Origin of the sequence: Pseudomonas sp. NPDC089752, assembly GCF_044748725.1 — a bacterium.
Lineage (GTDB): Bacteria > Pseudomonadota > Gammaproteobacteria > Pseudomonadales > Pseudomonadaceae > Aquipseudomonas.
In genome coordinates, this window is record NZ_JBIVGP010000006.1 from 95,794 (window position 1) to 116,685 (window position 20,892).

General features: G+C 64.4%; 18 protein-coding genes. 13 read left to right on the forward strand and 5 right to left on the reverse strand.

Annotated features, from left to right (window positions below):
* The first annotated feature begins 9 nt into the window (after positions 1-9).
* Positions 10-909: a 1-aminocyclopropane-1-carboxylate deaminase/D-cysteine desulfhydrase gene (locus tag ACIPZF_RS11805; RefSeq protein ID WP_400799107.1), complete on the forward strand. Its 900-nt coding sequence runs from the start codon at positions 10-12 to the stop codon at positions 907-909.
* Here the strand turns inward: ACIPZF_RS11805 and ACIPZF_RS11810 are convergent.
* Positions 900-1,445 (reverse strand): cytochrome b, encoded by a 546-nt coding sequence (locus ACIPZF_RS11810; protein ID WP_400799110.1) that lies wholly within the window; start codon positions 1,443-1,445, stop codon positions 900-902. The two genes, ACIPZF_RS11805 and ACIPZF_RS11810, sit on opposite strands and share 10 nt — an antisense overlap.
* A 224-nt stretch (positions 1,446-1,669) precedes the next feature.
* The gene (locus ACIPZF_RS11815) at positions 1,670-2,650 is read right to left on the reverse strand and encodes a DUF1853 family protein (protein ID WP_400799111.1); all 981 of its coding nucleotides are present in this window, start codon (positions 2,648-2,650) and stop codon (positions 1,670-1,672) included.
* A gap of 43 nt (positions 2,651-2,693) precedes the next feature.
* Here ACIPZF_RS11815 and ACIPZF_RS11820 point away from each other — a divergent pair, with 43 nt between their 5' ends.
* From ACIPZF_RS11820 to ACIPZF_RS11870, 11 genes are all read left to right on the forward strand, one after another.
* Complete coding sequence (locus ACIPZF_RS11820) at positions 2,694-3,584, forward strand: NAD(+) kinase (protein WP_023632574.1); 891 nt, start codon at positions 2,694-2,696, stop codon at positions 3,582-3,584.
* Positions 3,584-4,555 (forward strand): metallophosphoesterase, encoded by a 972-nt coding sequence (locus ACIPZF_RS11825; protein WP_400799114.1) that lies wholly within the window; start codon positions 3,584-3,586, stop codon positions 4,553-4,555. The genes ACIPZF_RS11820 and ACIPZF_RS11825 overlap by 1 nt, the downstream gene beginning before the upstream one ends.
* Positions 4,552-5,439 carry a rhomboid family intramembrane serine protease gene (locus ACIPZF_RS11830; RefSeq protein WP_400799117.1) on the forward strand — a complete coding sequence of 296 codons (888 nt, stop codon included), beginning with the start codon at positions 4,552-4,554 and terminating at the stop codon, positions 5,437-5,439. Before ACIPZF_RS11825 ends, ACIPZF_RS11830 begins: the two co-directional genes overlap by 4 nt.
* Positions 5,440-5,452: 13 nt before the next feature.
* A complete protein-coding gene (locus tag ACIPZF_RS11835; RefSeq protein WP_110995859.1) occupies positions 5,453-5,713 on the forward strand; it encodes a YeaC family protein in 261 nt (86 codons plus the stop codon).
* Positions 5,710-6,540, forward strand: a complete 831-nt coding sequence (locus tag ACIPZF_RS11840; RefSeq protein WP_400799120.1) for a DUF2797 domain-containing protein — start codon at positions 5,710-5,712, stop codon at positions 6,538-6,540. The genes ACIPZF_RS11835 and ACIPZF_RS11840 overlap by 4 nt, the downstream gene beginning before the upstream one ends.
* A 13-nt stretch (positions 6,541-6,553) precedes the next feature.
* Positions 6,554-9,211: an aminopeptidase N gene (gene pepN, locus ACIPZF_RS11845; RefSeq protein WP_400799123.1), complete on the forward strand. Its 2,658-nt coding sequence runs from the start codon at positions 6,554-6,556 to the stop codon at positions 9,209-9,211.
* A gap of 221 nt (positions 9,212-9,432) precedes the next feature.
* Positions 9,433-10,473 carry a WD40/YVTN/BNR-like repeat-containing protein gene (locus tag ACIPZF_RS11850; protein WP_400799126.1) on the forward strand — a complete coding sequence of 347 codons (1,041 nt, stop codon included), beginning with the start codon at positions 9,433-9,435 and terminating at the stop codon, positions 10,471-10,473.
* 20 nt (positions 10,474-10,493) lie between these two features.
* Entirely contained in the window at positions 10,494-12,869 is a 2,376-nt protein-coding gene (locus ACIPZF_RS11855; protein ID WP_400799703.1) for an RND family transporter, read from the forward strand.
* A 66-nt stretch (positions 12,870-12,935) separates the two neighbouring features.
* Positions 12,936-13,226: a DUF5629 family protein gene (locus tag ACIPZF_RS11860; RefSeq protein ID WP_400799129.1), complete on the forward strand. Its 291-nt coding sequence runs from the start codon at positions 12,936-12,938 to the stop codon at positions 13,224-13,226.
* The gene (locus tag ACIPZF_RS11865; RefSeq protein WP_400799130.1) at positions 13,192-14,322 is read left to right on the forward strand and encodes a lactonase family protein; all 1,131 of its coding nucleotides are present in this window, start codon (positions 13,192-13,194) and stop codon (positions 14,320-14,322) included. Before ACIPZF_RS11860 ends, ACIPZF_RS11865 begins: the two co-directional genes overlap by 35 nt.
* Positions 14,323-14,445: 123 nt before the next feature.
* The gene (locus tag ACIPZF_RS11870; RefSeq protein WP_400799132.1) at positions 14,446-14,625 is read left to right on the forward strand and encodes a hypothetical protein; all 180 of its coding nucleotides are present in this window, start codon (positions 14,446-14,448) and stop codon (positions 14,623-14,625) included.
* A 130-nt stretch (positions 14,626-14,755) separates the two neighbouring features.
* On the opposite strand, the gene ACIPZF_RS11875 is transcribed toward ACIPZF_RS11870, so the two are convergent.
* Genes ACIPZF_RS11875 through ACIPZF_RS11885 form a run of 3 tightly spaced genes read right to left on the reverse strand, consistent with a single transcriptional unit; the run spans position 14,756 to position 20,225 of the window.
* On the reverse strand, positions 14,756-15,349 hold the full coding sequence (locus ACIPZF_RS11875; RefSeq protein ID WP_400799706.1) for a glutathione S-transferase: 594 nt from the start codon (positions 15,347-15,349) through the stop codon (positions 14,756-14,758).
* A complete protein-coding gene (locus ACIPZF_RS11880) occupies positions 15,346-18,990 on the reverse strand; it encodes an AAA family ATPase (protein WP_400799135.1) in 3,645 nt (1,214 codons plus the stop codon). Before ACIPZF_RS11880 ends, ACIPZF_RS11875 begins: the two co-directional genes overlap by 4 nt.
* Positions 18,987-20,225 carry an exonuclease SbcCD subunit D C-terminal domain-containing protein gene (locus tag ACIPZF_RS11885; protein WP_400799138.1) on the reverse strand — a complete coding sequence of 413 codons (1,239 nt, stop codon included), beginning with the start codon at positions 20,223-20,225 and terminating at the stop codon, positions 18,987-18,989. The genes ACIPZF_RS11880 and ACIPZF_RS11885 overlap by 4 nt, the downstream gene beginning before the upstream one ends.
* Before the next feature lie 190 nt (positions 20,226-20,415).
* Between ACIPZF_RS11885 and ACIPZF_RS11890 the strand changes: the two genes are divergently transcribed.
* Positions 20,416-20,847 carry a DUF2628 domain-containing protein gene (locus tag ACIPZF_RS11890; RefSeq protein WP_400799140.1) on the forward strand — a complete coding sequence of 144 codons (432 nt, stop codon included), beginning with the start codon at positions 20,416-20,418 and terminating at the stop codon, positions 20,845-20,847.
* Positions 20,848-20,892 lie beyond the last annotated feature (45 nt).

Below are 20,892 nucleotides of genomic sequence, written 5' to 3' on the forward strand. Positions count from 1 at the left end.
CTGACGCGCATGACCATCCCCTTTTCAGACCCTCCCAACGCCCCGCTGCAACCGCTCGACCTTCCCTGGTTGGCAACTGCCGGGATCGATGCCGGCATCCTGCGCCTCGACCTGATCGATCCGCTGATCAGTGGCAACAAGTGGTTCAAATTGCGCCACCACCTTCTGCATGCCCATGCAGCAGGCGCCCCAGGGCTGATCAGCCTGGGCGGTAACCACTCCAACCACCTTCACGCACTGGCCGCCGCCGGCAAGCGTTTCGGCTTCGCCACTGCGGGCCTGTTGCGCGGCCATGCCCAGGACACGCCCACGGTGCGTGATCTGCAGGCCTTCGGCATGGAGCTGCACTGGCTTGGCTATGGCGGCTATCGCAGTCGTAACGACGCTGGCTTCTGGGAACCCTGGCAGGCGCGCTACCCCGGCTGGCATTGCATCCCAGAAGGTGGTGGTGGCTTGGCCGGTGCTCAGGGATGTAAGTTGATCGTCAAGCAGGCCAGGGCTCAGCTTGCCTCACTGGCTTGGTCGGACTATGACGTTTGGTGGCTGGCCGCCGGCAGTGGTACGACCCTGGCGGGGCTGGTGCTCGCCGAGGCGGGGGTTCATGCGGTGCATGGCGCCTTGGCGGTGCCGATGAATCATGGCGTGCCAGAAACCGTCGCAGGGCTGGCTGGCGCGCGTGGCTACCAGTTGCACGAAGCCTGCCGGGGCGGTTTCGCCAAGTTGGATGATGAGTTGCTGGCGTTCATCGATGAAACCGAACGCCACACGGGCATACCCCTGGAAGCGCTTTACACCGGCAAGGCCCTGCTGGCCCTGCGCGATCAGGTCGAGGCCGGGCTATTCGCACCCGGCACTCGGCTGATCTTCGTCCACACCGGTGGCTTGCAGGGCCGACGCGGTTACTTGTAGGGCAGCATGCGCAGCAGCGTGTTGTCGCGCTGCACGAAGTGGTGATACAGCCCGGCCAGCGCGTGCAGGCCGATCAGCCAGTAACCCCAGGTGGCCACGCGCTCATGCCAGCCCTTGATGAACTTGGCCTGGTCGGGATCCGCACTGATCAGGTGCGGCAACTCCAGGCCATAAAATGGCACCGGCTTGTCGGCGGCACTGAGGATCAGCCAGCCGGCCAACGGCAGGCCGATCATCAGCAGATACAGGGCCATATGCATCAGGTGGGCAAGGCCGATCTGCCAGGCCGGCGGCTTGGGTACGATGGGCGGCGCAGGGCGGCTCAGGCGCACGGCCAGGCGCAGCCAGACCAGCACGAAGACCGTGAGGCCGAGCATGAAGTGCAGGTCCTTCATCAGGTTGCGCTCGGCGCTGGCCTTGGGGAACAGGCCGCGCAACTCGATGCAGGCGTACACGGCGGCCAGCAGCACCAGCATCAGCCAGTGCAGGGCGATGGACAGGCGCGCGTAGTGGGGCGCGGGGGTGGATGAAACCATGGTGGATCCTCGTCATCAGGTCGATGGTGGCGCTCTTGGTGGCGCTCAGGGGTAACTGTAATCGTTGCTGGGACTCGATCTTTGCGCTGGGTCGGTGAAAGTTGTGTTATCAATGCCGGCCCTTTCGCGGGCAAGCCCGCTCCCACAGGTTCTCCGCTGGATTCAGGGGCAGCGGGGAGCCTGTGGGAGCGGGCTTGCCCGCGAAGAGGCCGGTACAGACAGCCTCACACAGGGGGCAGGTGTGGCCAGCTATCAGCCACGAGAAACAATCGCTCCACTTCTTGCCAGGCACCATCCGAACCAAACTCGAGCCTCACCAGCATCTGCGCCGGAGCTTGCGGCTTCAACGCTTGCAACCACTGCGCAAACTGCTGCGGCGCCCAACAGGCATCCGCCTCGACCCGTGCCGGTGCCAGCCAGGCATGGCGGGGCAAGGGCTGCCAGCGCTCATCAGCGGTCACTGACCAATCCCGTCGGCGTACCCAGCGCCCACGCAGGTGCAGTGGGTTGGCCCCTGCGGGCGATTCGGCATGCCCTGGCCATGGGTAGAACAGATAACCCGCCAGCCACAGATGCGCCTGCACCTGCCGGGCGCCAAGCGCAGCCAATGCCTCTTGGCTCTGTGCATCACTCGACATGCGCAATTGATGCCCTGCCAGGTGCGCCAGCTTGGTGCCCAGACGGTCATGGCAACCCGGCCCGAGCCACTGCATCGGGTCATCGCCTGCAACGTCGCCAGGCCCGAGATAAAGCTTGATCGCCAGTTCCAGATGATGCGTGCCGTCGCCATCGCGCAGCAGGATGTCCAGTTCGCCCAAGGTTCGCCCACCTGAGCGGATCGCCAGGTTGGCCGCCAGCAACTCGATACCTGGTGCCTGGCGCAAGGCGAACTGCCACAGCCTTTCGTAGTACAGCCCCAGGCGCCGGCTGGTAAGGGTCGCCAGCCACTCGCGCAGGGGCTGGTCATCATTATCCAGTTGCTGCAACCACGCCTTCAGCCTCTGCGGATCGCCCGCCCAGGCACTGCCCGCCAGTGGATGGCGCTGGGGGCAGGGCGGGTTGCTGAGCAGCGGTGGCGATAGCAGCGTCCAGGCCAGGTCGCGCACGGCGGGGCGGCGCAGTTGGCGGGGCAGGTCGTGGAGTTCGGCGAAGGGCGTCATGCTGCGAGCATAGCCGGTTTGCCGCTGCCCGGTCGTTTCGCCCATAATCGGCGCATAGTCACCCGCCGCAGAGCCTCGCAGGAGCCCCATGGAGCAATTTCGCAATATCGGTATCATCGGACGCCTCGGCAGCTCGCAGGTGCTCGACACCATTCGCCGACTGAAAAAATTCCTCCTCGAGCGCCACCTGCATGTGATCCTCGAGGACACCATCGCCGAAGTGCTGCCCGGCCACGGCCTGCAGACCTCCACGCGCAAGCTGCTGGGCGAAGTCTGCGACCTGGTCATCGTCGTCGGCGGTGACGGCAGCCTGCTCGGCGCCGCCCGTGCGCTGGCCCGGCACAACATCCCGGTGCTGGGGATCAACCGCGGCAACCTGGGTTTCCTCACCGATATCCGCCCCGACGAGCTGGAAGAGAAGGTCGCCGAGGTGCTCGATGGCCACTACCTGGTGGAAAACCGCTTCTTGCTGCAGGCCGAGGTGCGCCGCCACCACGAGGCCATTGGCCAGGGCGATGCGCTCAACGACGTGGTCCTGCACCCAGGCAAGTCGACGCGGATGATCGAGTTCGAGATCTACATCGACGGCCAGTTCGTCTGCAGCCAGAAGGCCGACGGCCTGATCGTCGCCACCCCGACCGGCTCGACCGCCTACGCGCTGTCGGCTGGCGGCCCGATCATGCACCCCAAGCTCGACGCCATCGTCATCGTGCCGATGTACCCGCACACGCTGTCCGGGCGGCCGATCGTGGTGGACGGCAACAGCGAGCTGAAGATCGTGGTGTCCAAGGACCTGCAGATCTACCCGCAAGTGTCCTGTGACGGCCAGAACCACTTCACCTGCGCCCCCGGCGATACCATCACGGTGAGCAAGAAGCCGCAGAAACTGCGCCTGATCCACCCGCTGGACCACAATTACTACGAGGTATGCCGCACCAAACTCGGCTGGGGCAGCCGCCTGGGAGGCAGGGACGACTGATGCTCGATCCGGCGCGAAGTTTCGACATCATCGGCGACGTGCACGGCTGTGCACTGACCCTCGAACGCCTGCTCGACGCCCTCGGCTACAAACGTGTCGGCGGCGTCTGGCGTCACCCACGGCGTCAGGCGCTGTTCCTTGGCGATATCGTCGACCGTGGCCCGCGCATCCGCGAGGCGCTGCACATCGTCCACGACATGGTCGAAGCCGGCCAGGCGTTCTGCATCATGGGCAACCACGAATACAACGCCCTGGGCTGGGTCACCCCGGCGCTGCCCGGCAGCGGCAAGGCCTTTGTGCGCGAGCACACGCCCCGGCACGCCCGCCTGATCGACGAGACCCTGACCCAATTCGCCCATCACCCCGGCGACTGGCACGATTTTCTGCAGTGGTTCTACGACATGCCGCTGTTCGTCGACGCTGGGCGTTTCCGCCTGGTGCATGCCTGCTGGGACCCGCGGCTGATCGAGCCGCTGCGCCAGCAATACCCCGACGGGCGCATCGATGAGCACTTCATCCAGGCCTCGGCCGTGTCCGGCAGTTTTGCTTCCACCGTCTGCAACCGCCTGCTGCGCGGCACCGACATGCGCCTGCCGGACGGCCTGACCTTGACCGGTGGCGATGGCCTGACCCGCGCTTTCTTCCGCACCAAGTTCTGGGAAGAAGACCCGCAAACCTACGGCGACATCGTCTTCCAGCCCGACGCGCTGCCCGACGAAGTGGCCCGCACGCCACTCAGCCACACCGACAAGAACGCCTTGCTACGCTATGCCGAAGAGGAGCCACTGCTGTTCGTCGGCCATTACTGGCGCAGCGGCCGCCCGACGCCGATCCGCAGCAACCTGGCCTGCCTGGACTACAGCGCAGTGCTGTACGGCAAGCTGGCGGCTTATCGTCTTGATGATGAAACCCAGATCGACCCGCACAAGTTCGTCTGGGTCGACGTCGACCGACCGCAGGCCAATCAATGAATATCGTCGAAGTGATGCGCCTGCCGCTATCGGTCGACCTCAGCGGCTTCGTGCACCTGCTGCAACGCCTGCAGGTGCCGCACCGGGTCAGCGAGGAGGGCGAGGTTCAAGTCCTCTGGGCCCCGAAAACCATGGCCGCCGATGTCCTCCAGCTCTACCAGCGCTACCCCGACGGCAACGCTGACCTTGAGGTCATCACGGACCCCGTAGGAGCGGATTCATCCGCGAATGGCCCCACACAACCCTCCCTGACCGACCAGGCCAAAGCCTGCAAAGTCACCGCCTTCATCCTCTTCCTCTGCCTGATCGTCGCCGGCCTAACCCGCCTGGGCGACAACCTCACCACCATCAGCTGGTTCACCTTCCTCGACTACCGCGTCCAGGGCGAATACCTGCATTTCACCCCACTGGCCCAGGGCCTCGCCGAAGGCCAGTGGTGGCGCCTGGTTTCACCGATGCTGCTGCACTTCGGCGTGCTGCACCTGGCGATGAACGGCATGTGGTACTGGGAACTGGGCAAACGCATCGAACTGCGCCAGGGCCCGTGGCTGCTGGCCGGCCTGACCCTGCTGTTCAGCCTGGTGTCCAACCTGGCCCAGCACTACACCAGCGGCCCGAGCCTGTTCGGCGGGTTGTCCGGCGTACTGTACGGCCTGCTCGGCCACGTGTGGCTGTACCAGTGGCTGGCGCCCAACCCCCACTTCAGCCTGCCCAAGGGCGTGCTGGTAATGATGCTCATCTGGCTGGTCATCTGCCTGACCGGTGTGGTCGGCCAGCTCGGCTTCGGCCAGATCGCCAACGCCGCCCACGTCGGCGGGCTGCTCATCGGATGCCTGACGGGCCTCTTGGGTGGAATGATGGCCCGGCGTAAACTGTCCGCTTGATTTAGGAGACGCTATGTCCACGTTCGCGCAAATGATCGAAAACATCACCCCGGAAATCTACGAAAGCCTGAAGACGGCCGTGGAAATCGGCAAATGGTCCGATGGGCGCAAGCTCACCGCCGAGCAGAAGGAGCTGTCGCTGCAGGCGGTGATCGCCTGGGAGATTCAAAACCTGCCCGAAGACCAGCGCACCGGCTACATGGGCCCGCAGGAATGCGCGTCGAAGTCCGCGCCGATCGCCAACATTCTGTTCAAGTCGGACTCGGTACATTGATCGAACTCGCTCGTGGCTCTTTGAGCAAGATGGCGGTAAGCCTGCAAGCACCGCTGGTGCAATACAGCTTCCGCCTGGATGACACGCAGGTGCCGGTCAACCCCATGATCGGCCAGCGCCTGCGCCTGGAATACCTCGGTGCGATCCACTGCAGCCACTGCGGCAAACGCACCAAGACCAGTTTCAGCCAGGGTTACTGCTACCCGTGCATGACCAAGCTGGCCCAGTGCGATATCTGCATCATGGCCCCGGAACGCTGCCACTACGACGCCGGCACCTGCCGCGAGCCCTCCTGGGGCGAGCAGTTCTGCATGACCGACCACGTGGTGTACCTGGCCAACTCGTCGGGCATCAAGGTCGGCATCACCCGCGCCACCCAGCTGCCCACCCGCTGGCTCGACCAGGGTGCCAGCCAGGCGCTGCCGATCATGCGCGTGGCCACTCGCCAGCAATCCGGGCTGGTCGAAGACGTGCTGCGCAGCCAGGTGCCGGACCGCACCAACTGGCGCGCGCTGCTCAAGGGCGACGCCGAAGTGCTCGACCTGGTGGCCATTCGCGAACAGATTTTCGACGCCTGCGCCGACGGCCTGCGCGAACTGCAGGCACGCTTCGGCCTGCAGGCGATCCAGCCGCTGCCCGACGCCGAAGTGGTGCAGATGAACTACCCGGTCGAGGCGTATCCGAAGAAGATCGTCAGCTTCAACCTCGACAAGGACCCGGTGGTGGAAGGCACGCTGCTGGGCATCAAGGGCCAGTACCTGATCTTCGACACCGGCGTGATCAACATTCGCAAGTACACGGCCTACCAGTTGGCCGTGCTCCAGTAAAAAGGACCTGCACATGCGTACCGAACAACCGCAAGTGATCTACCTCAAGGACTACCAGGCGCCCGAGTACCTGATCGACGAGACGCACCTGACCTTCGAGCTGTTCGAGGACCACACGCTGGTCCATGCGCAACTGGTCATGCGCCGCAATCCGGCACGCGGTGCCGGCCTGCCGCCCCTGGTGCTCGATGGCCAGCAGCTGGAGCTGCTGCGCGCCTCGCTGGATGACCATGAGCTGCAGGCGAGCGACTACCAGCTCGAAGCCGACAGCCTGACGGTCCACCCCAATGCCGAGCGCTTCATCCTCGACACCAGCGTGAAGATCCACCCGGAGAGCAACACCGCGCTGGAAGGCCTGTACAAGTCCGGCAAGATGTTCTGCACCCAGTGCGAGGCCGAGGGCTTCCGCAAGATCACCTACTACCTCGACCGCCCGGACGTGATGAGCACCTTCACCACCACGGTGATCGCCGAGCAGCATCGCTACCCGGTACTGTTGTCCAACGGCAACCCGATCGGCAGCGGTCCGGCAGAAGACGGCCGGCACTGGGCGACCTGGGAAGATCCGTTCATGAAGCCGGCCTACCTGTTCGCCCTGGTGGCGGGTGACCTGTGGTGCGTGGAAGACACCTTCACCCGCCAGTCCGGCCGCGATGTGATGCTGCGCATCTACGTCGAACCCGAGAACCTCGACAAGTGCGACCACGCCATGGTCAGCCTGAAGAAGTCCATGCGCTGGGACGAAGAAGTCTACGGCCGCGAGTACGACCTGGACATCTTCATGATCGTCGCGGTCAACGACTTCAACATGGGCGCCATGGAAAACAAGGGCCTGAACATCTTCAACTCCAGCTGCGTGCTGGCCCGCGCCGAAACCGCCACCGACGCGGCCCACCAGCGTGTCGAAGGGGTGGTCGCCCACGAGTACTTCCACAACTGGTCGGGCAACCGCGTGACCTGCCGCGACTGGTTCCAGCTGTCGCTCAAGGAAGGCTTCACGGTGTTCCGCGACGCCGAGTTCAGCGCCGACATGAACTCGCGCACGGTCAAGCGCATCGAGGACGTGGCCTACCTGCGTACCCACCAGTTCGCCGAGGACGCCGGCCCCATGGCTCACCCGGTGCGCCCGGACAGCTTCATCGAGATCTCCAACTTCTACACCCTGACCGTGTACGAGAAGGGCGCCGAGGTGGTGCGCATGGTCCGCACCTTGTTGGGCGCCGAGGGCTTCCGCAAGGGCAGCGACCTGTACTTCGAGCGTCACGACGGCCAGGCGGTAACCACCGACGATTTCATCAAGGCCATGGAAGACGCCAACGGCGCCGACCTGACCCAGTTCAAACGCTGGTACAGCCAGGCCGGCACGCCGCGCCTGGAAGTCAGCGAGGCTTATGATGCTGGCGCTCAGACCTACGGCCTGACCTTCCGCCAGAGCTGCCCACAGACCCCGGACAAGGCCGAGAAGCTGCCGTTCGTGATCCCCGTGGAGCTGGGCCTGCTGGATGCCGAGGGCAACGACCTGCCGCTGCGCCTGGCCGGTGAAGCCGCTGCGGGCGCCACCAGCCGCGTGCTGTCGGTGACCGAGGCCGAGCAGACCTTCACCTTCGAAGGCATCCAGGCCAAGCCGCTGCCCTCGCTGCTGCGCGGCTTCAGCGCGCCAGTGAAGCTGAGCTTCCCGTACGACCGCGATCAACTGATGTTCCTCATGCAGCACGACAGCGACGGCTTCAACCGCTGGGAAGCGGGCCAGCAACTGTCGGTGCAAGTGCTGCAGGAGCTGATTGGCCAGCATCAGCGTGGCGAAGCCCTGAAGCTCGATCAGCGCCTGATCACCGCCCTGGGTACCGTGCTGGGCAACGAGTCGCTGGACGCCGCCATGGTGGCCGAGATGCTGTCGTTGCCAGGCGAGGCCTACCTGACCGAAATCAGCCAGGTGGCCGATGTGGACGCGATCCACGCCGCCCGCGAATTCGCCCGCCAGCAGATCGCCGAGCAGCTGTTCGACGGCCTGTGGGCACGCTACCAGGCGCACCGCGAGGTCTCGCGCAACACGGCCTACGTCGCCGCAGCCGAGCATTTCGCCCGCCGCAGCCTGCAGAACATCGCCCTGTCGTACCTGATGCTGAGCGGCAAGCCGCAGGTGCTGGAAGCGACCCTGGAGCAGTTCGAGCACTGCGATAACATGACCGAACGCCTGACGGCACTGGCGGTGCTGGTCAACTCGCCGTTCGAGGCCGAGCGGGCCAAGGCCCTGGAAGCCTTCGCCGAGCACTTCAAGGACAACCCGCTGGTCATGGACCAGTGGTTCAGCGTGCAGGCGGCCAGCGCTCTGCCGGGCGGGCTGGCGCGGGTCAAGGCGCTGATGCAGCACCCAGCCTTCACCCTGAAGAACCCGAACAAGGTGCGGGCGCTGATCGGGGCCTTTGCCGGGCAGAACCTGGTCAACTTCCATGCGGCCGATGGCTCCGGGTATCGCTTCCTGGCGGACCTGGTGATCGAGCTGAATGCGCTGAACCCGCAGATTGCGTCGCGTCAGCTGGCACCGCTGACCCGCTGGCGCAAGTATGACGATGCGCGGCAGGTGCTGATGAAGGGGGAGCTGGAGCGGATTCTGGCTTCCGGGGCGCTGTCCAGTGATGTGTATGAGGTGGTGAGCAAGAGCTTGGCTTGAGTTCTCGATAGCCTGAACTGGCCCATTCGCGGGACAAGCCCGCTCCCACAGGTAGCCCACAGGCCATGGTCTGTGCAGTACCTGTGGGAGCGGGCTTGCCCCGCGAAGCTTTTGGGGCGCGGTTAACAAAACATAACGTCCCGCCCGTTGTAATCCCTCAACCTCCACCGATACGATCCCCCAAGCACAGACCCATAAAGAAGAAAAAACAGGGGACGGTCATGAGGGAGCGGTTGATGACGCAGGCCAGGCGTGGTGCCTGGCCGTTGGCGGCTGGCGCGATGCTGGCGCTGGCACTGGGGATGTGGGCCGACACCGCGCAAGCGGCGGCGGCCGACGAATACTCCACCGAATCGGCCAAGGCCAGCCAGAGCCTGCTGATCGATGCCGCCCATGCCGGCAAGCGCTTGGTGGTGGTCGGCGATCGTGGCCATATTCTGTTCTCCGATGATCAGGGCAATTCCTGGACGCAAGCCCGGGTACCCACCCGGCAACTGCTTACCGCAGTGTTCTTCCTCGACGACAAGCGCGGCTGGGCCGTCGGCCACGATGCGCAGATCCTCGCCAGCAGCGATGGCGGCGCGACCTGGAGCAAGCAGTTCGAAGACCTGTCCCGTGAAGCGCCGTTGCTCGACGTCACCTTCCTCGATGCCCAGCACGGCTTTGTCGTGGGCGCTTACGGTGCCTTGCTGGAAACCCTCGACGGGGGCCAGCACTGGCAGGACGTCGCCGAGCGCCTGGACAACGCTGACCAGTTGCACCTCAACGGCATCGCCGTGATCAAGGACGCCGGCCTGTTCATCGTCGGCGAGCAGGGCAGCATGTTCCGCTCTGCTGACAACGGCCAGACCTGGGCCAAGGTCGAAAGCCCCTACGAGGGCTCGCTGTTCGGCGTGATCGGCACCACCCAGCCACAAACGCTGTTGGCCTATGGCCTGCGCGGCAACCTGTTCCGCTCCACCGATTTCGGTGACAGCTGGCAGCCGATCGAACTCAAGGCCGCCCGCGGCAACCTCGAATTCGGCCTGGCAAGCGCTACGCTTCTCGATGATGGCAGCCTGGTATTGGTCGGCAATGGCGGCAGCGTGCTGCGCAGCGTCGACGACGGGCAGACCTTCAGCGTCTACAACCGCGCCGACCGCATTGCCCTGGCCGGTGTCAGTGGCCTGGCCAATGGTGGCCTGCTGCTGGTGGGGCAGGGAGGGGTACACCTGGCCACCGCCGAGGGTGCTGACAAAGCTGCCGAGGGGGCGCGTCCATGACCAGCCGAGAGAGCATCACCATGCACCCGCACCACCAGGACAAGGCCACGCTGCTGGAACGCCTGATCTTCAACAACCGCCCCGTGGTCATCGCCCTGTGTGTGCTGGTGAGCATTTTCCTGTTCTGGCAGGCCACGCAGATCCGTCCCTCGACCAGCTTCGAGAAGATGATCCCGCTGGAGCACCCGTTCATCGAGCAGATGATGGAGCACCGCAACGACCTGGCCAACCTCGGCAACACCGTGCGCATTTCGGTGGAAGCGGTCAACGGCGACATTTTCGACAAGGACTACATGGAGACCCTGCGCCAGGTCCATGACGAGGTGTTCTACATCCCCGGTGTCGACCGCGCGGGCCTCAAGTCGCTGTGGAGCCCCAGCGTGCGCTGGAGCGAAGTCACCGAAGAAGGCTTCTCCGGTGGCGAGGTGATCCCCAATACCTACAACGGCTCGCAAGACAGCCTCGATACGCTGCGCGACAACGTGCTCAAGTCCGGCCAGGTCGGGCGCCTGGTGGGCAACAACTTCAAGTCCAGCATCGTCGATGTGCCGCTGCTGGAGAGCTACCCCGACCCGAACGACCCCGGCAAGCAGGTCAAGCTTGATTACCAGCAGTTCTCGCACTTGCTGGAAGAAAAGATCCGCGACAAGTTCCAGGCGCAGAATCCCAACGTCAAGGTGCATATCGTCGGCTTCGCCAAGAAAGTCGGTGACCTGATCGACGGCCTGGTGATGGTGGCGATGTTCTTCGGTGTGGCGCTGGTGATCACCTGGATCCTGCTGTACTGGTTCACCTGGTGCATCCGCAGCACCATCGCCGTGCTGATCACCACGCTGGTGGCGGTGGTCTGGCAGCTGGGCCTGATGCATGCGGTGGGCTTCGGTCTGGACCCGTACTCGATGCTGGTGCCGTTCCTGATCTTCGCCATCGGTATTTCCCACGGGGTGCAGAAAATCAACGGCATCGCCCTGCAGTCGAGTGACGCCGACAACGCGCTGACCGCTGCCCGGCGTACCTTCCGCCAGCTGTTCCTGCCGGGGATGATCGCCATCCTCGCCGACGCGGTGGGCTTCATCACCCTGTTGATCATCGACATCGGCGTGATCCGCGAGCTGGCCATCGGTGCTTCGATCGGTGTGGCGGTGATCGTGTTCACCAACCTGATCCTGCTGCCGGTGGCGATTTCCTACGTCGGCATCAGCAAGAAGGCCATCGAGCGCAGCAAGAAGGATGCGACCCGCGAGCACCCGTTCTGGCGCCTGCTGTCGAACTTCGCCAGCGCCAAAGTGGCGCCGGTGTCGATTGCCCTGGCCCTGGTCGCCTTCGCTGGCGGCCTGTGGTACAGCCAGAACCTGAAGATCGGCGACCTCGACCAGGGCGCGCCGGAGCTGCGCCCCGACTCGCGCTACAACCAGGACAACAACTTCATCATCAGCAACTACTCGACCAGCTCGGACGTGCTGGTGATCATGGTCAAGACCCCGGCCGAAAGCTGCTCGATCCACTCGACCATGGCGCCGATCGACGAGCTGATGTGGACCATGCAGAACACCCCCGGCGTGCAGTCGGCGATCTCGCTGGTCACCGTGTCCAAGCAGGTGATCAAGGGCATGAACGAGGGCAGCCTGAAATGGGAGACCCTGTCGCGCAACCCGGACATCCTCAACAACTCCATCGCCCGCGCCGACGGCCTGTACAACGGCGACTGCTCGCTGGCGCCGGTGCTGGTGTTCCTCAACGACCACAAGGCGGAAACCCTGGAGCGCGTCACCGCTGCCGCCAAGGCCTTTGCCGACAGCCACAACAAAGACGGCCTGCAGTTCCTCCTGGCGGCAGGCAATGCCGGCATCGAAGCGGCCACCAACGAGGTGATCAAGTCGGCCGAGCTGACCATCCTGGTGCTAGTGTACCTCTGCGTGGCGGTGATGTGCATGATCACCTTCCGCTCGTTTGCCGCGACCCTGTGCATCGTCCTGCCGCTGGTGCTGACCTCGGTGCTGGGCAATGCGCTGATGGCGTTCATGGGGATTGGCGTCAAGGTCGCCACCTTGCCGGTGGTGGCGCTGGGCGTGGGCATCGGCGTGGACTACGGCATCTACATCTACAGCCGCCTGGAAAGCTTCCTGCGGGCCGGCCTGCCGCTGCAGGAGGCGTACTACCAGACCCTGCGCTCGACCGGCAAGGCGGTGCTGTTCACCGGCCTGTGCCTGGCCATCGGCGTGTGCACCTGGATCTTCTCGGCCATCAAGTTCCAGGCCGACATGGGCCTGATGCTGACCTTCATGCTGCTGTGGAACATGTTCGGGGCACTGTGGCTGCTGCCGGCGCTGGCCAGGTTCCTGATCAAGCCCGAGAAGATGGTGGGCAAGGAGGGCGGTTCGATTTTCGCCCATTGATGTATCCCGAGGGCCACCCTGTGGCCCTCGGGTTATACTGCCGGCTCTTTTGTCATCGGTATTCCCATGTCCCCCCTCGCCACCGCCCTCGCATCCTGCGACATGCTGCTGATCGACGGCCTGCACGCCTTCGATTTCACCTCCGACGAAACCGGCCTCACGGTCGAGTGCATGGACGGCCGTCAACTGCGGCGCTGGACCTTCACCGCCGAGCAGGTCGCCGCCGCCATCGTTGCAGGTGATGAATGGCAACTGAACGATGCCAACGGCGAGCATCGTCTAGTCTGTATGAGTGCCTTTCGCGCCCCGGATGAGGACGACGATGAACCGCAACTGGACGAGCCTGCTGACCGCTAGCCTCATGAGCCTTGCCTTCACTACCCAGGCCGCCACGCTGCTGGTGGGCAGTTATACCGATGGCGGCAGCCAAGGTATCTACCGCTACGCGTTCGACAGCAAAACTGGCCATATCGACCCCAAACCTCAGCAGGTGGTCAAGAGCGTCAGTCCTTCGTGGCTGGTGCTCTCGGCCGATCAGCGGCAACTGTTCGTGGTCAACGAAACGCCGCAGGGCCATGCCAGCAGTTTCAGCGTGAGCAGCAAAGGCGAGATCAAGCCGCTCAACCAGGTGGCGACCCGTGGCGACGAGCCGACCCATGCCAGCCTCAGCCGCGACCAGCGCTACCTGTTCGTCGCCAACTACGCCGTCGCCCCAAATCCGGGCGGCAGTCTGGTGGTGATCCCGGTGGCCAAGGACGGCAAGCTCAAGAATGTGGTCCAGCAGGCACGGCATGAGCCCAGCGGCGTCAACCCCGAGCGCCAGGCCGGTGCCCATGTGCATTCGCTGGTGCTGTCGCCGGAGGGAAGCCACTTGTATGCCAGTGACCTGGGTGCCGACAAGGTGTTCATCTATCGCTACGACGGTGCCAGCCCTGACAAGCCGCTGACCCCGGCGATTCCCGCATCGGTCACGTTGCCGCCTGGCAGCGGCCCGCGTCATTTGTTGTTCGACGCAAAGGGGCGGCATGCTTATCTGACGTTGGAAATGAGCGCTGAAGTGGTCATGTTCGATGTCAAGGATGCTGCCTTGCAGGAACGCCAGCGCCTGCCGCTGACCGAGCTGAAAGATGCCGCTGCCAAGGCCGCAGGCGGCCTGCACCTGTCGGCGGATGGACGCTTTCTCTATGTCAGCAACCGTGGCACGGCCAACGAGATCGTGGTGTTCAGTGTGGGCAAGGACGACGGTCAGCTGACGTTGCTGCAGCGTCGCTCGGTGGAGGGCGATCATCCGCGTGAGTTTGCCCTGGACCCAAGCGACAACTTCCTGCTGGTGGCCAACCAGAAGAGCAACCAGATCGTGGTCATGCGCCGCGATCCGCGCACCGGCAAGCTGGAGGAAACCGTGCAGACCTTGCCGCAGGATGCGCCTTCGGACCTGAAATTCATCGAGTGACTATCGATACGCGTGATAGTCCCTACCAGCGTAATGAATTTCTGTAGCTGACCTCAGCGGCGTAAGTTTGACCCAAGGCCCAGACGGGTCAACGTCAAACCAGCGCAGTCGAGGTCAGCCCAGATGAACTTCAATCTCTTCCCGGTCATCGCCGCATCCGCCATTTCCGCTTCGGTCGTGCTGCCAACGCATGCCCATGCCGACAGCAGCGCCAAGGCATCCGCCACCCACAGCTACACCGAGCAGTATCTGCGCCAGAGTGCCAACTTCCATGCGGCACTGAGTGGCAAGCACAGCCACTGACCCTCTGTGGGCGCTGGACCCTGTGGGAGCGGGCTTGCCCCGCGAAGAGAACACCGCGGTGTATGGCCAGGGCTTTGCCCTGGTTCGCGGGGCAAGCCCGCTCCCACAGGTTCCGCTCCGAAGCTGATAGCTACTTTGCCATCACTGATTTGAACAGTTCCGACCCCAGCCACCCCTCCAGCCAGCTCCGCACACGCGGATAAGCCGCCTCGGCGAACCACTGCGGTTCGACCCCGGCAAACTGGCGCATCAGGGGTAACAGCGCGGCGTCGGCCAGGCTCGGGTGGCCAGCCAACAGATATGGGCGATCCTCGAGCAACCGTTCAAGCTCAGTCAGCCAGGTTTCAGCGTGCTGGCGATAGTGCTCCCGTGAATGCTCGGGGTAGCGCTCGGCATATTTGTACAGGTTCACCTGCGCCTTGAACTCGCTGTCGTTGCGGGCAATCAGGCTGTCAGCCAGTTGCGCAGCTGCGGGGTCAGCCTGCAGCCGCCAATCTTGCGGGTCGTTGCGCTCAAGTGCCCAGCGCATGATGTCCAGACTCTCTTCCAGCACTCCCTCACCGGTATCCAGCACCGGCACCGTGCCCTTGGGCGACAGCGCCAGCAGCTCGGCCGGCTTGTGCTTCATCGCCACCTCGACGATCTCGACCTCGCACCCGGCATAGCGCAGGGCCAGGCGCGCGCGCATGGCCCAGGGGCAGCGGCGGAACGAGTAGAGGATCACCCGCATACCTCCACATCACTCAAACCATTGCCCTGGCGCCGTACCTGGATCTGCACCGGGATGCGCTCGTGCATTTCCTGCACGTGGGAAATCACCGCCACCTTGCGGCCCTGTGCCTGCAGGCCGTCGAGCGCGTCCATGGCCAGTTGCAGCGACTCGGGGTCGAGGCTGCCGAAGCCTTCGTCGATGAACAGCGACTCGATGCGCAGGGTACTGGAAGCCATCGAAGCCAGGCCCAGGGCCAGTGCCAGTGAAACCAGGAAGGTTTCACCGCCAGACAACGAGTGCACCGAGCGCAGTTCGTCGCCCATCTCGGTGTCCAGCACCAGCAGGCCCAGCGCACTGCCGCCGCGTTTCAGGCGGTAGCGCCGCGCCAGTTGGCGCAACTGGGCGTTGGCGTGGTGCAGCAGCAGGTCGAGGTTGTAGCCCTGGGCGATCTTGCGGAACACATCGCCAGAGGCCGAACCGATCAAGGCATTCAGGCGGGCCCAACGCTGCCACTGCTGGTAGGCCTGTTCGATCTCGGCGGCCAGCGCTTGATGCGCGTGCTGGCGGCGCTGGTCATCGGCTTGTTGCGCGCGCAGCTCGGCACAGTGCTGTTCCTGAACGTTCAGTTGCTGTGCAAGCTCGGCCAGAATTTGCTCCAGGTCCTCGGCGGGCATCTCGCCGTGAGCCTGGGCGGCATGTTGCTGCAGGCGCTGTTCGCGCTCCTTGAGCAGCACGCGGCATTGCTCGATGGCTTTTTCTGCCATTTGCAGGTGCTGGCGAAGTTCGCTCAACTGGGTATCGTCGATGGCCAGCAGGCGATCGAGGCCGCTGTCGTCCAGCTCGGGATGTTCGCTGCGCCACTGGGCGATCTCGCCCTGCAATTGCTGGCATTCGTGTTCCAGCGCTTGCTGGCGCTGGGTGTTGGCCTTGAGTTCGGCGGCCAGTTGCACGCCTTGGGTACGCAGCTCCTGCAGGCCTTGAGCGGTGTCGGCATCATGTGCGCGAGCCTGGTCCAGCTGAGCGTCCAGATGCTGTTGCCAGGATTGCGCGCTGGCGTGCTCACCCAGCAGTTCGGTGAGCGCCGCCTGAGCCTGCTGGCGCTGCTGCTCCAGGCCGGCGAGCAGCTGCTGCGATTGTCGTTGAGCCTGCAGGCGTATTTGCTGCTGATCGCGTAGCTTGTCCAGCTGCACCTGACGCGCCTGCTGTTCTTCCTGCTCATCCTTGCGCTGTTCCAGCTGTTGCAGGCGCTGGGCGATCTGCTGATCGAGGCCGAGGAAGGCGTTGGCCGGGTCGTCGCTCAAGGCCTTGAGTACATCGTCCGGCAGCACGCTGGCCAGGTCGGTCAGCCCTTGCTGAAGTTGCTGCTCGTCGCTGGCGAGCGCCTGGTGCTGCTGGTCCAGATGGCGCTGGGCCTGTTGCTGCTCTTGTTGCGCTGCCTGCAATTGCTGGTTGAGGCGGGCGGCATCTTTTTGCAGGGCGAGCAGGGCACCCTGGCGTTTCTCGTCCTTGCCGATTTCATCGTCCAGGCGCTGCAGCTGGTTGGCCAGCCACGCCGTGCGCGCTTTGTCATCCTGGGGTGCGAGCGCTGGCCACAGGCTGTGCGCCTGTACCTGTGCCACCAGGGGCTGCAACTGTTCGCCCAGCTGAACCTGTTGCTGCTGGTACTCCTTGAGCTGGGCATTGACCACACCGAGCTGGGTGCGCAGTTCCACCAGTTTGCCGTTAAGGGTTTCGACCTGCTGCTGCGCCGCGTCCTCTTCGGCCTGGTCATGCCGGCCTAGGCTTTGCAGCAATGCTTCAGGCTGGTGGAACGGGTGTTCGGGGCTGCCGCAGACCGGGCAGGGTTCGCCATCGCGCAATTGGCCGCGCAGCTCTTCGACGCTGGTGTTGCGCGCCATGCGCTGGCGTTCCAGCAACTGGCGGGTGAGGGTCAGCGCCTGCTCGGCGGCTTCCAGCTCCGCTTTTGCCGCAGTGCCTTCGCCGATCAGTTGCTGACGTTGCTGCATGGCCTGCTGCTGGCGCTCGCGGAGCGCTTCGAGTTGCTGGCGCAGTTCCAGCTCGCGGCCGTGCAGGCGCGACAGTTCTTCGACGGCACGCTGCTGTTTGCGATTGTCCTGAAGCATGCCGCCGAGCAGGTCGATCTGTTCGGCCAGGGCCTGGGGTTCGGCCTTGGCTTCGCGGAACAGCAGTTCGTAATGGTCGCGCTGGGCCTGCAACTGCGCATTGGCCTGGCTGGCCTGTGCCTGCAGGCCTGGTAGCTCGTCGCGGCCCTTGCTCAAACGCCCACCGATCAGCATCACTTGCTTTAGCTGCGGCAGGTAGGCCTGCCAGGCGTTGGCCAGCCCGGCCAGGTGTTGGCTGCCAGCCAAGGCGTCATCGATCTGCGCCAACTGGTGCAGGCTGCGCTGCTGGTTTTCTTCCAGCTGCTGAAGTTGCTGCTGGCCTTGGACAACCTGCTCGTCGGCCTGCTGGCTGGTCGAGCGCTGAGCGGTCAGCTCTGTTTCGAGACGTGTCAGGCTGTCTTGCCCGGCAAAAGCCTGACGCAGGCGAGGGGCGTTTTCGCTGTGCCGGGCCTGGCTGTCTGCAAGCGCCTGGCGTGCTGCTACCAGCGCGTGTTCCAGTTCGCTGGAGCGGGCATTCAGCTCGGCGTGCTGGTGTTGTTGCTCGGCGATTTGCGCTGCCAGTGGCGTCAGTTGCGCAGTCAGTACTTGCTGGCGGTGGAACTGGTGCCGCTGGGGGGCCAGGCGGTCAAGGCGCTGCAGGTCGAGGCGTTGCTCGGCCAGCGCTTGCCAGCCTTGCTCGGCAGCCTGCAGGGCCGCGCTGGCTTCGCTGTACTGAGCCTGGAGCTGGCGCTGTTCGTTGAGCCAGGTGCGCTGCTGCTCCAGTTGGCGCTGGCGCGCTTGGTCGGCCTTGAACTGCTGCTGGGCCTGTTCCAGCTGCTGGTCGAGTTCGGCGCGGGCCTCGGCGACCATCGGCAGCAGGTGGCTGGCGCGCTCTTTCAGGGCGTTGTGCGTTTCGCCGGTTTCCCGCGCCTTGCTGAAGGCGCGCTGGCCGAGGCGGGTGTAGATGGCGGTATTGGTGAGCTTTTCCAGAAGCTCGCTGCGTTCTTTGTCATCGGCTTTGAGGAAAGCACCGAACTCGCTCTGCGCCAGCATCACCGCGCGGGTGAACTGATCGAAATTCAGGCCCAGGCGGGCTTCGATCAGCTGCTTGTATTCATTCTTGCCGCTGCCCAGCACTTGCTCGCTGTCGAGGTCGTAGAGGCTCTGGCGGCTGAGCTGCAGCTTGCCGTTGGCCTTGTCGCGGGCGCGGTTGGCCTCCCAGCGTGCGCGGTAGCGGTGGCCGTCGATGCCGACGAAATCGACCTCGGCGAAGCCGCTGCCGGTGCCACGGCGCAGCAGGTTGCGCGGGTCGGAGGTGGGTATGTCGCCGTCGGCGTCCGGCACCTTGGCTTCGCGGCCGATGTCGTTGAGCCGAGGCACGGTGCCGAACAGCGCCAGGCACAGGGCGTCGAGCAGGGTGCTCTTGCCGGCACCGGTCGGCCCGGTGATGGCGAACAGGCCGGCGCTGGCCAGGGGTTCGGCGGTGAAATCGATGTCTATCGGGCCGGCGAGGGATGCCAGGTTCTTCAGGCGAATGGCGAGAATCTTCATGGCTGTTCCTCCTCCAGCTGAACGTCCTGCAGCAGCAGGGCGAAGTCGGCCAGCACCTGCTCGTCGACGGGGTTGCCGTAGGCCTGTTCCCAGGCGCGGCTGAACAAGTCCTGCGGGGTCATCTGCGACAGTTCGACGAACTCCAGTTCGCTGTCGTCTTCGTTGCGGCGCCCTGCATATTCGGCGCTGATGCGGATCAGCCGCACGGCCTTGCCCTGCAGCGCGCTTTCTATCTGCTGGCGCAGGTCGGGTTGCGGCTCGTCCAGCAGCACGCGCACTTCCAGCCAGGGCTGGCGGTTGGGGTCTTCGAGCAGGTCGATCACCGGCAGTTCGGCGAGTTGCTCCAGCAGCTCGCCGAGCGGTGCCGGGCCTACGCGTTGCAGGGCCACCGCACGCGGCACCGGGCGCGCTTCGACGCTGACCAGCTCGGCGCCGTCCAGCTCGACTTCCAGCACCTGGTGCGGGTAGTTGATCTCAGCGAACGACAGCGGGATCGGCGAGCCGCTGTAGCGGATGCGCGATTCGCGGTTGACCTTCTGTGGCTTGTGCAGATGGCCCAGGGCCACGTAGCTGATGGCCTTGTCGAACAGCTTGGCCGGCAGGGCCTCGGCGTTGCCGATGATCAGGCTGCGCTCGGAATCCTCGGACACCGCGCCGCCGGCCATGTGCGCGTGGCTGATGGCGACCAGCGCCTGGTCCTTCTTGCGTTTTTGCTGGGCGGCGGCGATCAGTTGCTGGTGCACCTGGGTGATGCCCTGCAGGTAGTCGTCACCCAACTGCGGGCCGGTGACCTCGGCCGGGCGCAGGAAGGGCAGGGCCAGGCACCAGGCAGCGACCTTGCCGCGGCCGTTGGTCAGCGGGATCAGCAGGCGCTCGGCATCCAGCTGGCCTTCGTCGAGCCAGTGCACGCGCCCCAGCGCATGGGTGCGCAGGCGGCGCATGAGCGCGGCAGGCAGCTCGATCCGCGAGCCGGAGTCGTGGTTGCCGGCGATCATTACGATATCCAGCTTCGGCTGCTGCTCGTGGGCCCTGACGATGAAGTCGTAGAGCCGCTCCTGAGCTTTGACCGGCGGGTTGACGGTGTCGAAGATATCGCCGGCGATCAGCAACGCGTCGGGCTGGCGCAGGTGCAGCTGGCCGAGCAGCCAGTCGAGGAAGCAGGCGTGTTCGAAGTCGCGTTCCTGGCCGTGCAGGCTTTGGCCCAGGTGCCAGTCGGAGGTGTGAAACAGACGCATGGATGACCTGTTGGTATCGAATCGGCAAGCCGGGGCTTGGTGTGAATGATGGGCTTCGCGGAGCCGGGTATGGTAACTCAAGCCTGGGCGAGGCGGCAGTTGCGGGAGATCATGTACTGATTTACGCTTCCATCCGGCTACGAATCATGGCCAATTGACGTTCACGGAAGACAATCTCAGGAGTTTCCCCATGGAAGGTATCCCGCAAAGCCAATCCACCCCTAGCAACCTCAAGCCAAAATGGCAGGAGCGTTTCGCCTTCTTCGATCAGCACGGCGGCCCTCGCGAAGCGAGCTACAAGGCTGCTTTCCGTGCCTTGCCGTTTCGCAAGAAGATGCTGATCAACAACAATTTCCTCGGGTTCTTCTTTGGCCCGATCTACTGGTTCGTGCTGGGGATGTGGAAGAAGAACCTGGTGATGCTGGCCATTATCATCGGTATTGGCCTGCTTGAAGGGGTTTATGAGGCGGCAACCGGTAATGCGGTGCCTCGGGCGCTGGATCAAGGGATCAGCGTGGGCTTTGCGGTGCTCTATGGCATGTTGACCAACTATGCCTATTACCTGAAGCAGACCAAAGGGGAGCAGGGCTGGAATCCGTTCCAGGGGCACCGGTTCATTTAATTCGTCCGGTAGGAGCGGCTTTAGCCGCGAGGCAAGCCACGCGGT